We start from the raw sequence: 13,132 nt of genomic DNA on the forward strand, positions 1-13,132 counted from the left end.
AGGACCCCGCATGAGCATGGCGATCGCCGGAATGTTCGCCGGCATGGCCCTGGCGTTCGCCGGCTACTTCGGCGGCTTCGGAGCCTTCCTGCTGGTGGCCGCCCTCGGCGCCATCGGCTTCGTCGCGGGCCGGTTCCTCGACGGGGACCTGGAACCGGGCGACCTGTTCCGCCGCCGAGACGATCGGCGCGGGTGAGGCGCCGATGAGCAGCCCACCGCGCTCCGCCCCACCCCGGGTGGACGCCGCCGAGCGCGGTGCCACCCGTATCGCCGACCGGGTCGTCGCGAAGATCGCCGCCCAGGCCGCCCGGGAGGCGCTCGCCACCACCCCGGGCACGCCCGCGCATGCCACCACCCCGGGCACGCCCCCGCACGCCGCCGTCACCGTGCACCACGACATCGCCCGGGTCCGGGTCAGCCTGGAGCTGGACTACCCCTCCGACCTGGCCGCCCAGTGCGCGGCGGTACGCCGACAGGTCGCCCTGCGGATCGAGGAGTACGCGTCGATGTCCGTACCCGAGGTGGACATCGACATCGAGCACCTGCACTCCAGCCGGTCCCGGACCGCCACCGGACGCGACCGGCGGCTGCGATGACGGCCCGCGGCTCCGGCTCGGGCTCCGGCCGGGTGCGTCGCTTCCGCTCCGCCCGCCGGGTGCCCGCCGCGCTCACCGCCCTGGTCGTGCTCGGGGTGGCGGCCCTGTTCCTGTACGACCTGGCCGCCGTACGGGCCGGCCGACCCGGGATGAACTGGCGCGGTGACCTGGCCGACGCACTGGCGACGCACACCCCCGCGGACCTGGGCGTGCAGCTGATCGCCGGGGCCCTGGTCCTGGCCGGGGCGGTCCTCCTGCTGCTGGCGTTCGCCCCCGGGCTGCGCCGGATCCTGCCGATGCGGCCCCCGGACCGGCCGGCGGGAGTCCGCGCCGGGCTCGGCCGCAAGGATGCCGCGCAGATCCTGCGGGACCGGGCCATGGAGGTGTCCGGAGTACGGTCGGTCCGCGTCAAGATGGGCCGGTCCCACGTCGGGGTGCGGGCCACCTCGCACTTCCGCGAGCTGGACGACGTACGGGCCGACCTCGACGCGGTGATCGCCGTCGGCATCGAGGAACTGGGCCTCGCCCACCCGCCGCAGCCGCGCGTACGGGTCAGGAGGTGAATGGATGCTCGCGACGGTGAACCGGATCCTGCTGGCCGTGGCCGGAGCGGTCCTGCTGGCGGCCGGGACCGTGGTGCTGACGGGCGTGTGGCCGCTGCACGGCCGCCGCGCGCCGCTGTTGAGCGAGGCCACCAGGGACCGGTACTGGCACGCCGACGGCTGGTGGTGGTGGGTGGTGCTCGCCGCTCTCGCGGTGGGCGTGCTGCTGGCGCTGTGGTGGCTGCTGTCCCAGCTCCGGCGGCCGCGCCTGCCCGCGCTGGTGGTGGACACCGGCGACGGGGCGTACGCCGTGCTGCGCGGGCGGGCGCTCGAAGAGGCGGTGGCCGCGGAGGCCGGAGCCCTGGACGGGGTCGCCGGCTGCCGGGTCGCCCTGCGCGGGCGACGCGGATCGCCGGCGCTTCGGGTCGCGCTCGAACTGGAACCCCACGCGGTCCCCGCCGACGCCCTGGCAGCCGTGGCCGGCCCGGTCCTGACCCACGCCCGGACCTCGGCGGGCCTCCCGGAACTGCCCGCGGAGGCCCGCCTCAAGGTGACGTCCCACCGGGCCCAGCGCGTCACGTAGGACTCCGGGAACGGGACCGGGGACACGGTGGGTCAGAAGCCGTGGCGGGAGCCGCCGTCGACCGGCAGCATGACGCCCGTCAGGTACGACGCGGCCGGGGAGAGCAGGAAGGCCGCCGTACGGCCGAACTCCTCCGGGGCGCCGTAGCGGCGCAGCGGGATGCGGGACTCGTTCCCGGCCCGCGTGGCGGCGGCGTCACCCGACAGCGCGTCCAGCTCGCGCACCCGGTCGGTGTCGATGCGGGCCGGCAGCAGGCCGACCACCCGGATCCCGCGCGGGCCGAGCTCCAGCGAGAGGGACTTCGCGAAGCCCGCGAGGCCCGGACGCAGGCCGTTGGAGATGGTCAGGCCGGGGATCGGCTCGTGGACCGAGCCCGACAGGACGAAGCCGATGACCCCGCCCTCGCCCAGCTCGGCGGCCGCCGCCCGGGCGAGACGGACCGCACCCAGGAAGACCGACTCGAAGGCCGCCGCCCACTGCGCGTCGGTGTTGTCCGCGGCGAAGCCCGGCGCCGGGCCGCCCACGCTGATGAGGATGCCGTCGAGGCGGCCGAAGCGCTCCCGCGCGGTGGCGACCAGCCGCGCGGCCGCCTCCGGGTCGGAGTTGTCGGCCGCCACACCGGCCGCGTTCGGGCCGAGCTCGGCGGCGGCGTCGGCCGCCCGCTTCTCGTCGCGGCCCGTGAGGAGGACCTTCGCGCCGTCGGCGGTCAGTTCCCGGGCGGAGGCGAGGCCGAGGCCGCGCGTGGCCCCGGTGACGATGTAGACACGGTCTTTCAGTCCAAGATCCATGCCGACACGCTACGCCGTCGCCGGCTCCTGCCGGGAGGCCTCGGCCCGAGCGGCCTCCTCCTGCCGCTCGCGCTTCTCCCGCCGTACGAGGACCACCCAGCCCACCGGAACCGCGGCGGCGAACAGCCACCACTGGACGGCGTACGCCATGTGCGGGCCGATCGAGTCGTGGTCGGGGTCGGCGATGGGCTCCGGAGCGCCGTCCGCCGGGGCCGGAGCGGTCAGCTCCAGATACCCGCCGAGCACCGTCCGGCCCAGGTACTCCGCCTGCTGCGCACTGTTGATCAGCATCACCTGACGGTCCGGCAGGCCCTTGCGGTCCTTGATGCCGCTGCCGCCGCTGGTCTCGTCGGCCTTCAGCCGGCCGGTGACCGTGACCTCGCCCGTGGGCGCGGTCGGCACCGGCGGGTAGGCGCGCGGGTCGTCGCCGCCCGGCACCCAACCCCGGTTGACCAGGACCACCCGGCCGTCGGAGAGGACCAACGGGGTCAGGACGTGGAAGCCGACCTTGTCGTCGTTGTCGGTGCGCATCCGTACGACGACCTCGTGCGCGGTGTCGTACGTGCCGGTCGCGGTGACCGCGCGCCAGAAGTCCGCGCGCGGGACCCGGTGACCGGGGGAGGTGACCTCCGTCATGGGGACCGGCTTCGCCCGCAGGTTGGCCTCGATCAGCTGGTTCTGCGCGACCCGGTGCTCATGACGGTGGTACTGCCAGAACCCCAGCTCGATCATCGCGGGGATGAGGGCGAGGGCCATCAGGGTGAGGAACACCCACTGCCGGGTCAGCACAAAGCGGTACACGCCCACGACGGTACCCGCAACGCGAAGGACCCCGGCGGCCGGGTGGCCGTCCGGGGTCATGGCGTACGGATCGGGGCGTCGGTACGGGGGGCGTCGGTACGGGGGGCGTCGGTACGGGGGCGTCGGTAGGGGGCCGGCCGTACGGGCTTTCGGGACGGCGGTCGGGACGGGGGCCGGGCCGCGGGGAGTCAGACGCGGTCGACGATGCCCACCTTCCCCTCCGCACGGGCGCAGTGCGCCCCGCAGAACCACTGCCCCGCGACCTCGACGCCCTGGCCGATGATCGAGACCCGGCAGTGCTCGCAGACGGGCGCCATGCGATGGATGGCGCAGGAGAAGCAGTCGAAGACGTGCACCGCACCTTGTGCATGAACCTCGAAGGACATGCCGTAATCGTTTCCGCAGACCTCACAACGTGCCATGGGCCGAATGCTGCGCACGGGGAACGAGCGGAACAAGATCCAGCGGGGTGAGTCGCCGCGCCTGCACCCGGCCGGCGCAACGGCCCCGCGGTTCAGGACTCGGCCGGAGCCACGTCCCGCAGCAGCTGGGTGAAGGCCGCCTCGTCGACGACCGGCGTCCCGAAGCTCTTCGCCTTGACCGTCTTGGACGTCGCCGAATCGGGGTCGTTGGTCACCAGGAGACTGGTGAGCCGCGACACACTCGTCGCGACGTGCAGGCCCGCCTCGACCGCACGGTCCTCCAACAGCTCCCGCTCCACCGAGGTGTCACCGGAGAAGGCGATCCGCATGCCTTGCTTCAGCGGCTTCCCGTCCTCGAAGCGCCCCGGATTCGGGTGCGGGCACGGCGGCCGCTTGCGCGAGGGCCGCCAGCTGCCGCCCCGGTAGGAGGCCTGGTACCCGACCCGCGGGGTGACGGCGGAGTCCGACCACTCCGTCAGCGGCCGGCATTCCAGCAGGGGCAGCCGTACCCCGCCCTCCGCGGCCGCGTGCAGCGAGGGCCGGAACGCCTCCGCCAGCACCCGGGCGTCGTCGAGCGCGTGGTGGGCGCGCTGCTGGACCACGCCGAAGTGCGCGGCGAGCGACTCCAGCTTGTGGTTGGGCAGCGGCAGGTTCAGTTCCTTCGACAGGGCGATGGTGCACAGCCGCTGACGGACCGGTGCGGTCGTGGCGGCCCGCGCGTACTCCCGGGCGATCATCTGCCAGTCGAAGATGGCGTTGTGCGCGACCAGGACGCGGTCGGCGAGCCGGTCGGCGAACTCGCCCGCGATGTCCTCGAAGAGCGGGGCATCGGCGAGCATCGCGCTCGTCAGCCCGTGGATCCACACCGGTCCCGGATCCCGCCGCGGGTTGACCAGCGTGTACCAGTGGTCCTCCACGTTGCCCTGGGCGTCGAGCCGGTAGACGGCGGCGGAGACTATCCGGTCGTCGCGAGCGAGTCCGGTGGTCTCCACGTCGACGACCGCGTACCCCTGTGGGTAAGCGGTCGGCCACGTCGTCTCTGCGGTCGTACGGTCGTCGAGCATGGTCACAGAGGATATCGGCCCCGACTGACACCCGTGGCCGCGCAGGCGTTTCCCGGCCGTCAGCCCAGGGATCCGCCCGTTCGGTGCGGGAACGTGGAGGCGAGCGGCGTCAACGCGGCGGGGCGGCGCCGGTCGCATCGGCGGTACCTGCCGCACCTGCCGCACCTGCCGCGCCCGGCGCGAGCAGGGCGTGCACCAGGGCCCGTACGGACAGCAGGAACAGCCGGTCGGGGTCCGCCGGGCGGGCCAGGGCGCGGGCGAGCGCCGGGTCGTGGGGGGCCGCGGCCGGGTCCCAGAGCTCGCTCTCGGCCGGGGACTGGGCGGGGGAGCGCTCACGGTTGCGCTCGACGAGCAGGTACCCGACGACCTGGAACTGGACGGCGCGCACCGCGTCCGCCGCCCGAGCGCCCCGCAGCCCGGCGGCGTGCACCTCGTGGACGAGTGCCTGCTGGGCGGGCAGGAACATCCGCTCGGTGAGCCCGCGTTCGTGGACCATCGCGATCAGGTGCGGGCGTCCGCGCAGTTCGCGGCGCAGGATCCGGGCAACCGCCAGGATCCGGTCGGCCGGGGTGCGGCCGGTGGGCCGGATCGCCCCCATCTCCTCCACGGTCCGCTCGACCAGGGCATCGAGCAGCGACTCCCGGTTGCCGACGTGCCAGTAGATGGACGTCACGGCGGTACCCAGTTCGGCGGCGAGCCCCCGCATGGTGAGCGCGGCCGGACCGTGCCGCATGACCAGGGACGCCGCGGTGTCCAGCACCTCGTCACGGGTGAGCGTGGTTCTGCCCACGGCCCGCCACCACCAATCTGTCGGAGCGTCAATTCTGGTCGACGCAGGGGTCTTTACCCTTCATCGGTGGCGGTGTAACTGTGTTACAGAACCGACTCCCCCCGAGCCGAGGGATGGTGCGAGACATGGCACGCGTACGGTACGGAGCGCGGACCGAGGCCGAGATCGCGGCGGCGCGCGAGAAGAGTTCGAAACTCCCCGACATCTGGTCCACCGGCGTCGTGGCCGTCTGGGAGAGCGACCCCGACGTGGTCGCGGCGGTCCTGCCACCGCCGCTCAAACCGGCCGACCGGCCCCTGGTGCGGGCCAACATCAGCAAGGTCGACCTGCCCGGCTACCCGCTCGGCGCCGGCTCGGTGGCCGTCGCCGCCCAGCACGACGGGGTCGAGGGCTGGTACCCCCTCGTCATGCCGATGACCTTGGAGCGCGCCCTGACCGGCGGCCGCGAGGTCTTCGGCGAGCCGAAGAAGCTGGGCGAGGTCACCGTGGAGCGCGACGGCCTCGTCGTACGGGCCGCTCTCGCCCGCCACGGGATCGCCTTCGTCGAGGTGCGCGGGGCGGTGGACCGCGCACTGCCACTGCCCGAGCCCACCCGGAAGACCGACTTCTACTTCAAGTTCCTGCCCGCCGTCGACGGCTCGGGCTTCGACGTGGACCCGGTGCTCGTGCACTGCACGCGCAACGAGAAGGTCCGCAAGCTGGAGCACATCACCGGCGACGTCGTCCTGCGCGAGTCGATGTACGACCCGGTCGCCGACCTGCCCGTCCGCCGGATCGTGGAGATCACCATCGGCGAGAAGACCACCGACCAGCAAGGCCGGGTCGTCGAACGGGTCAGCGCCCAGGCCCTCCTCCCGTACATCCACCAGCGCTACGACGACCCCCTGCAGATCCTCGACGCGCCCCCGGAGGGCTCGTCCGGCGGGAGGGGCTGACGTGCGACTCGAACCAGGACAGGTGGCCGTGGTCACCGGCGCCGCCAGTGGTATCGGCCTCGCCATGGCCCGCCGCTTCGCCGCCGAGGGACTGAAGGTGGTCCTCGCCGACGTCGAGGAGGGCGCCCTGCGCAAGGCCGCCGACGAACTCGCCGCGGACGGCGCCCAGGTCCTCGCCAGGGTGGTCGACGTCAGCGACCGCGACTCCGTGATCGCGCTGGCCGACGCCGCCTACGAGACCTTCGGCGCCGTGCACGTGCTCTGCAACAACGCGGGCGTCGGCTCCGGCGCCGAGGGCCGCATGTGGGAACACGAGCCCAACGACTGGAAATGGGCCTTCTCCGTCAACGTGTGGGGCGTCTTCCACGGCATCCAGGCCTTCGTCCCCCGCATGATCGCCGCCGGCGACCCCGGCCACATCGTCAACACCTCCTCCGGCGACGGCGGCATCGCCCCGCTGCCCACCGCCTCCGTGTACGCCGTCACCAAGGCGGCCGTGGTCACCATGACCGAATCGCTCTACGCCCACCTCAAGGCGGAGGGCGCCACCGTCGGGGCCTCCGTCCTCTTCCCCGGACCGCACATGCTGCGCACCGGGCTGTGGGAGTCGCACCGCAACCGGCCCGATCGGTACGCGAAGCAGCGGCCGCGCAAGGCTCCGTACCGCAGCCTCGACCAGTACGAGGCGGCGATGAAGCGGGCCGGCCACGAGGTGGAGTTCACCCCGGTCGAGGAGGTCGCCGAGCACGTCGTCGACGGCATCCGCGCCGACCGCTTCTGGATGCTCCCGGCGAGCGAACACAGCGACCGGCAGATCCGCGCCCGGTCGCAGTCGATGCTCGACCGGTCCGACCCCGGCTACCTGGAAAGCTTCATCCTCGACTGAGGGGCGTCTGTGGTGAGTACGAACGAAGAGCGGACCGGGAACACAACCGGAAACCGGACCGAAGACCCGTACCTGATCATCTCCTCCGACTGCCACGCGGGACTGCCCACCGAGCAGTACCGGCCCTACCTGGATTCCCGCTTCCATCGCCAGTTCGACGAGTTCCTCGGCGAACGCGACGCACGCCGGGAGGAGGCCACCCGGCTCGGCGTCCGCAACGAGGCCTTCGCCGAGAAGTGGTTCCACGACCACGAGGAAGGCCTCAAGGGCGGCTGGGACACCGGACAGCGACTGAAGGAACTCGACGGCGACGGCGTGGCGGCCGAGGTCGTCTTCCCCGACGCGGACGCCGTCGACAGCCAGACCGCCGCCCCCTTCGGCGTCGGCCTCGGCCTCTCCGGCGACCAGGACCCCGAGCTCGGGATGGCGGGCGCGCAGGCGCACAACCGCTGGCTCGCCGAGTTCGTCGGGCAGCACCCGGAACGCCACTGCGGAGTCGCGCTGCTCCCCATCACCGGCGAGCCCTCGAAGGTCGTGGCCGAGATCCACCGGGCCAAGGAGTCCGGGCTGGGCGCCCTGATGATCCCCGCGATGTGGGTGGACAAGGCGCCCTACCACGACCGCCGCTACGACCCCGTCTGGGCGGCGGCCGCCGAGACGCGGATGCCGATCGTCACCCACTCCGGGTCCTCGCCGCGCCACGAGTACGGAGACCACCTGGGCATCTTCGTCTCCGAGGTCACCTGGTGGCCCGCCCGGCCGCTGTGGTTCCTGCTCTGGTCCGGCGTCTTCGAACGCCACCCCGGCCTGAAGTTCGGCGTCGCCGAGGCGGGCTGCTGGTGGCTGCCCAACCAGCTGTGGTTCATGGACCGGCTCTACCTCGGCGCGCACGGCGGCAAGAAGCTCTCGCCGTTCGAGGAGCTGAAGAGGCCGCCCAGCGAGTACCTGGACCGCCAGGTCTTCATCTGCGCGACGAACACCAAGCGGCGCGAGCTCGCCCAGCGCTACGAGATCGGCGTCGACAACATCCTGTGGGGCTCGGACTTCCCGCACCCCGAAGGCACCTGGCCCACCACCCGAGCCTGGCTGAAGAACACCTTCCACGACATCCCGATCGGGGAGACCCGCCGGATGCTGGGGCTCGCGGCGGCCGAGGTCTTCGACTTCGACACCGCGAAGCTGGCCCCGATCGCCCGCCGGATCGGCCCCACCCCGACAGAACTGGGCCAGTCCCCGGACCAGGCGGCGGTCGAGGCCTCCTGGGCCCGCTCCCGCGAGGTGGGCCGCCACTGGCTCACCGACAACGACTTCCCCGTGCTGGGGGTGTCGTCATGACGGAGGACCGCTACACGGTCATCTCGGCGGACTGCCACGCGGGCGCCGACCTGCTGGACTACAAGCCGTACTTGGAGAAGCGCCACCACGAGGACTTCGACGCCTGGGCCGCCGGCTACGTGAACCCGTACGAGGACCTCCTCGCGGACACCGCCGACCGCAACTGGAACTCGGCGCGCCGCCTCGCCGAACTCGAAGCGGACGGCATCGTCGCGGAAGTCCTCTTCCCGAACACGATCCCGCCGTTCTTCCCCAAGGCCTCGTTGATGGCCCAGCCCCCGACGGCCGCCGAATACGAGATGCGCTGGGCGGGGCTGCAGGCCCACAACCGCTGGCTGGCGGACTTCTGCGCGGACGCGCCGGGGCGGCGGGCGGGGGTCGCGCAGATCCTGCTGAACGACGTGGACGCGGCGGTCGGGGAGATCCGCCGGACCCGGGAGGCCGGCCTGACGGGCGGCATCCTGCTGCCGGGCGTCCCACCCGGCTCCACGGTGCCCGAGCTGTACTCCGCCGCCTACGACCCCATCTGGGCGGTGTGCGACGAACTGGACGTCCCGGTCAACCACCACGGCGGCTCGGCCTCACCGCCGCTGGGCGACGAACCGGCGGCCCGGGCCGTCTTCATGGTGGAGACGACCTGGTTCTCGCACCGCGCCCTGTGGCACCTCGTCTTCGGCGGAGCCTTCCACCGCCACCCGGGCCTCAAGCTGGTCCTCACGGAGCAGGGCTCCGGGTGGATCCCCGGCGTGCTGGAGATGCTGGACTACTACCACAGCCGCCTGGTCGCGGCATCGGCCACGGCCGAGTCCAAGTTCGGGGCGGGCCTCGCGGAGTCGATGGGCCGCGGCCCGAGCGAGGTCTGGCGGGACAACTGCTTCGTCGGAGCGAGCTTCATGCGCCCCCACGAGGTCCCGCTACGGGAGCGGATCGGCCTCGACAAGATCATGTGGGGCAGCGACTACCCCCACGACGAGGGCACCACCCCCTTCTCCCGCGAAGGCCTCCGCATCGCCTACGCGGGCCTCCCGCGCGAGGAGGTCGCCGCGATGGTCGGCGGCAACGCGGCCCGCGTGTACGGCTTCGACCTGGCCCTGCTGGACGCGGCCGCCGCCAAGCACGGCCCGCTGGTGTCGGAGATCGCGGAGCCGCTGACGGCGGTGCCCCCGGATGCCACCAGCCCGGCCTTCGCCCGAGGGGGCTCGGTCCGGGTCTGGTGACGACGGCTCCCGCCGGGGCGGCTCAGTTCTTGTACACGAGCCGCTCCGGCGGGCCCGCGCCCGACCGGGGCGGCTCACGGGAGGTACGTGATCCGCTCCGGGTGCACGGACTCGACCCCGTGCACCCGGACGTTCTCCCCGACCTCGATCCGCAACCGGTCGAGCGGGGCGAGGGGCGCGAGGTCGTACTCGCCCCCGTTGAAGAGGCTCAGCCTGGTCAGCTCGGGCAGCTCCCGCAGGACGTGCAGGCCCGCGGGAAGGTCACAGTTGCTCAGGGCGAGGGTCTTCAGGCGGGGACACCGCAGGAGCGCTTCGGGGCCGAACCGCGCGTCGAGGACCTGGAACCCGGTCAGGTCGCCCGGATCGCGCAGTGCCACGAAGTCCGCCACCCGCTCGGACCCGGAGAGCGTCAACCAGGTCAGCCCCGGCCAGCGGTCGATCCCGTCCAGAGCCAGGTGCGCCGCCCGCGGCAGCAGGCTCAGCGCCGTGAGTCCGGGAGGAGCGGGCAGTTCGGAGACCCGGTCGATGCCGGCTACCGCGTAGTTGAGGTTCAGGACGGTCAAGGCGTCCATGCGGGCCAGCGGGGCGAGGCTCAGCCGGTCGGGGACGTCGGTGAGGGACAGGGTGTCCAGCCGCAGCGCGTTCAGAGGGTCGAGGACTTCGATCCACGGGCAGTTGTAGAGACCGAGGGACGTCAGGTTCTCGAAAACGATGAGGGGGGCCAGGTCGGTCAGCGCGCTGCGCAGCAGCGTGAGCTGGCGCAACCCCCGCAGGGCCAGTACCTCGGGGGGCAGTGGCCGGTCCCAGGTGAGGTGGATCCGTTCGATCCCGTGCAACCGGCTCAGGGCGGCGAACTGGTCCCGGTTGCCCACCCACAGCTGGACGTCGTCCAGGCGGGTGCGCGCCAGCACGGCGTCCGCGTACCCGCGCGCATCTTCGAAGCGGTCCCAACCGTCGGCGAGTTCCCGGCGCACCTTGTAGCGATCGTCCGAACGGAACCGGGCGAGGCGCCCCACCGCCTGCTCGCCGCCGATCAGCGTGGCCGTCCGGACCGTGGCCGCGGCCGCGTCCTCCTCCAGGTACAGGGGTTCCGTCAGCAGCTCCAGCACCAAGGGGCCCGCCTTCGCCAGCTCTTGGGCCTGCGCTGCGCTGCGGGGCGGCAACAGTTCGGCGGTGCGCTCCTCGATCTCGGTGCGGACGCCCGGGTCCAGTTCCGGGGCGTGTTCCAGGCAGGCCGCCGCCAGGAGGACCAGCCGGCTGCGGGCGCCTTTTACCTTGTCGGCCCGGCGGAGCAGGCCCCGCAGGAGGCGGGCGCGTTCGTCCGGGCGGGCGTGGCCCACCGCCATGCGGACCACGTCGTCCCAGGAGTCGTCGTGGGCGTTCTTGACCAGGACGCCGAAGTCCCGCGACTCCACCGCCGCCTTGGCCCCCAGGTAGTCCTGGAAGGTGCGGTGGACGAAGACCACCGCACCCGGGGTCGGCTCCAGCAGCAGGCCGCTGCGGATCAGCAGGTGTGCGAAGACCTGCTCGGCCCCGCCCTGCGCGCGGACCTGCGGCATCGCCTCCAGCCACTCGCCCACCATCTCGACGGCCTCGTTCCGGGCCGCCTCCAACTGTCCGTTGCGGATCAGCCAGTACGCGAGCCGCTGGAGCAGGGCGACCTGTTCCTCACGCGTCAGGTAGACCCCCTCGACCCCGCTGATCTCCCGTTCCGTGTCCCGTCGGACCAGCAGCATGTCCAGCGCGGCGTCGTACAGCTCCTTGCGGGCTCGCGGGAGCTGCATCCGCCGGTCCTGGTTCAGGGCGCAGAGCAGTGCGCACATCAGCGGGTTGGTCGCCAGCCGGGCCAGATCCCGCCGGGAGGACACCGCCTCCAGCAGCGACGCCTCATACGCGTCCACCTCCTGCCCCTGCACCCGCGCGGCCGCGTGCCAGTGCTCGACGAAGGCACGGATGTCCCGCTGCTCCATCGGCAGCATCGCGTGCGTGGCGAACCCGAGGCCCGCGAGCCAGTCCTCCGGGACGGCGGAGGGGCGGGTCGTCACCACGTAACGGGCCTTCGGGAAAGCGGAGACGAGCGACCGCAGCCAGGTTTCCGTACGGGCCCGCAGCCGCTGCGGGACCTCGTCCACTCCGTCGACCAGGACCAGCGCCCGGCCGCTCAGCATGAGGTCCTGCACCCAGCCCGCCGGGGCGGACAGCGGTACGCCGCCCGCGCGCAGGAAGTCCTCCGGAAGGGGCAGGTCGCCCGACGCGGTGAAGGAGCGAAGCCGCAGCACGAACGGCACGCACGTGCTCCACGGCCCGTCGCTCTGCCGGGCCGCGTTCAGGGCCAGCCACTGCATCAGGGTCGATTTCCCGGAGCCCGCCGGGCCGCGCAGCAGGATGCGGTCGGCCGAGGCGAGGGCCTGCTCGGCCCGGAGCTGGGTCCGGTGCGCGGTCGGGGCGCCCGGCATCAGCTGCTCCTCACCGCTGACCGCGAGGCTGATGTACGCCACGTCCAGCGGCCACTCCTGGTGGGAGCGGCTCAGGGTCAGCCCGAACAGCTGGAGGCGACCGTGGGTGCGGGCCACGTACTGCGCGTACCGCTCCTCGAAGGCGTACGCCGTCCCGTCCCCGGTGGCGCCCAGCCGGTCCACGGCCCGCGCCAGTTCGCCCGTCCGCCGGACCAGTTCCACGTCCGCCCGGGCCCCGAAGCCCGGCAGTGTCGTCACGTACTCCACCGCGTGCGCGCAGCACAGTCGGACCAGGCGGCCGTACAGGGCCTCCGCGGCCGGGGCGAGGCCCGCCGGGGGCGGGGGCAGGGCCGTCGCCAGGGCCGTCGGGTCGAGGTCCGCCGCGAAGAGGGCCTCCGCGTCCAGGGTGCCGAGCGCGGCGAAGCCGTCGCCGACCGCGTCCAGTGCGGCCAGCCGCTCGTGCTCCGGCAGCGCCGCGCATTCCGGGCCGAGTCGCGCCGCCAGGGTTTCGGTCAGGCGCCGCATCTCGCCGTCGCCGAGTTCCGCCGGGGGCTTGCGCCGGCGCGGGGCCGGCCGGGCCGGATCGGCTGCCAGGCCCGCTCCCGGGGCCCGCGCGAGGAGGGACTTCACCAGTGTCCCCGCCGCCGTCCCGGCCACCCGTAAGAGAACCGTCTCGATGCCCGTCATACCCCGCCCTCCCCTTGGCTCGGACATCAT

The 13,132-nt window shown here is 73.0% G+C and carries 14 protein-coding genes; 8 read left to right on the forward strand and 6 right to left on the reverse strand.

What is annotated here, in order from left to right:
• Nucleotides 1-10: 10 nt before the first annotated feature.
• Genes ACWG52_RS28410 through amaP form a run of 4 tightly spaced genes read left to right on the forward strand, consistent with a single transcriptional unit; the run spans nt 11 to nt 1,721 of the window.
• On the forward strand, nt 11-196 hold the full coding sequence (locus tag ACWG52_RS28410) for a hypothetical protein (RefSeq protein WP_030762666.1): 186 nt from the start codon (nt 11-13) through the stop codon (nt 194-196).
• A gap of 7 nt (nt 197-203) precedes the next feature.
• Nucleotides 204-596, forward strand: coding sequence for an Asp23/Gls24 family envelope stress response protein (locus tag ACWG52_RS28415; protein WP_389808979.1), 393 nt, complete (start codon nt 204-206; stop codon nt 594-596).
• On the forward strand, nt 593-1,159 hold the full coding sequence (locus tag ACWG52_RS28420) for a DUF6286 domain-containing protein (protein ID WP_389808981.1): 567 nt from the start codon (nt 593-595) through the stop codon (nt 1,157-1,159). Before ACWG52_RS28415 ends, ACWG52_RS28420 begins: the two co-directional genes overlap by 4 nt.
• Before the next feature lie 4 nt (nt 1,160-1,163).
• Nucleotides 1,164-1,721, forward strand: a complete 558-nt coding sequence (gene amaP / locus ACWG52_RS28425; RefSeq protein WP_389808984.1) for an alkaline shock response membrane anchor protein AmaP — start codon at nt 1,164-1,166, stop codon at nt 1,719-1,721.
• Between the two features lie 32 nt (nt 1,722-1,753).
• Here the strand turns inward: amaP and ACWG52_RS28430 are convergent, their stop codons facing one another.
• The 5 genes from ACWG52_RS28430 to ACWG52_RS28450 form a co-directional block, all read right to left on the reverse strand.
• Nucleotides 1,754-2,509 (reverse strand): SDR family oxidoreductase, encoded by a 756-nt coding sequence (locus tag ACWG52_RS28430; RefSeq protein WP_453126315.1) that lies wholly within the window; start codon nt 2,507-2,509, stop codon nt 1,754-1,756.
• 9 nt (nt 2,510-2,518) lie between these two features.
• Nucleotides 2,519-3,310: an SURF1 family cytochrome oxidase biogenesis protein gene (locus ACWG52_RS28435; RefSeq protein WP_389808986.1), complete on the reverse strand. Its 792-nt coding sequence runs from the start codon at nt 3,308-3,310 to the stop codon at nt 2,519-2,521.
• Between the two features lie 188 nt (nt 3,311-3,498).
• A complete protein-coding gene (locus ACWG52_RS28440; protein WP_030009585.1) occupies nt 3,499-3,732 on the reverse strand; it encodes a hypothetical protein in 234 nt (77 codons plus the stop codon).
• A gap of 92 nt (nt 3,733-3,824) precedes the next feature.
• Nucleotides 3,825-4,802, reverse strand: coding sequence for a DEDDh family exonuclease (locus tag ACWG52_RS28445; protein WP_033220593.1), 978 nt, complete (start codon nt 4,800-4,802; stop codon nt 3,825-3,827).
• Between the two features lie 103 nt (nt 4,803-4,905).
• Nucleotides 4,906-5,586 (reverse strand): TetR/AcrR family transcriptional regulator, encoded by a 681-nt coding sequence (locus tag ACWG52_RS28450; RefSeq protein WP_389808991.1) that lies wholly within the window; start codon nt 5,584-5,586, stop codon nt 4,906-4,908.
• 125 nt (nt 5,587-5,711) lie between these two features.
• On the opposite strand from ACWG52_RS28450, the gene ACWG52_RS28455 reads away from it, so the two are divergent.
• The 4 genes from ACWG52_RS28455 to ACWG52_RS28470 are packed head-to-tail and all read left to right on the forward strand — an operon-like array spanning nt 5,712 to nt 9,959.
• Nucleotides 5,712-6,521 carry an acetoacetate decarboxylase family protein gene (locus tag ACWG52_RS28455; RefSeq protein WP_375933567.1) on the forward strand — a complete coding sequence of 270 codons (810 nt, stop codon included), beginning with the start codon at nt 5,712-5,714 and terminating at the stop codon, nt 6,519-6,521.
• A gap of 1 nt (nt 6,522) precedes the next feature.
• Nucleotides 6,523-7,407 carry an SDR family NAD(P)-dependent oxidoreductase gene (locus ACWG52_RS28460; RefSeq protein WP_389808996.1) on the forward strand — a complete coding sequence of 295 codons (885 nt, stop codon included), beginning with the start codon at nt 6,523-6,525 and terminating at the stop codon, nt 7,405-7,407.
• Nucleotides 7,408-7,419: 12 nt separating this feature from the next.
• Nucleotides 7,420-8,742 carry an amidohydrolase family protein gene (locus ACWG52_RS28465; protein ID WP_389808998.1) on the forward strand — a complete coding sequence of 441 codons (1,323 nt, stop codon included), beginning with the start codon at nt 7,420-7,422 and terminating at the stop codon, nt 8,740-8,742.
• Nucleotides 8,739-9,959: an amidohydrolase family protein gene (locus ACWG52_RS28470; RefSeq protein WP_453126319.1), complete on the forward strand. Its 1,221-nt coding sequence runs from the start codon at nt 8,739-8,741 to the stop codon at nt 9,957-9,959. The genes ACWG52_RS28465 and ACWG52_RS28470 overlap by 4 nt, the downstream gene beginning before the upstream one ends.
• A gap of 74 nt (nt 9,960-10,033) precedes the next feature.
• On the opposite strand, the gene ACWG52_RS28475 is transcribed toward ACWG52_RS28470, so the two are convergent.
• The gene (locus ACWG52_RS28475; protein ID WP_453126320.1) at nt 10,034-13,102 is read right to left on the reverse strand and encodes an NACHT domain-containing protein; all 3,069 of its coding nucleotides are present in this window, start codon (nt 13,100-13,102) and stop codon (nt 10,034-10,036) included.
• Nucleotides 13,103-13,132: the final 30 nt, after the last annotated feature.

Source organism: Streptomyces sp. CLCI03 (assembly GCF_053615355.1).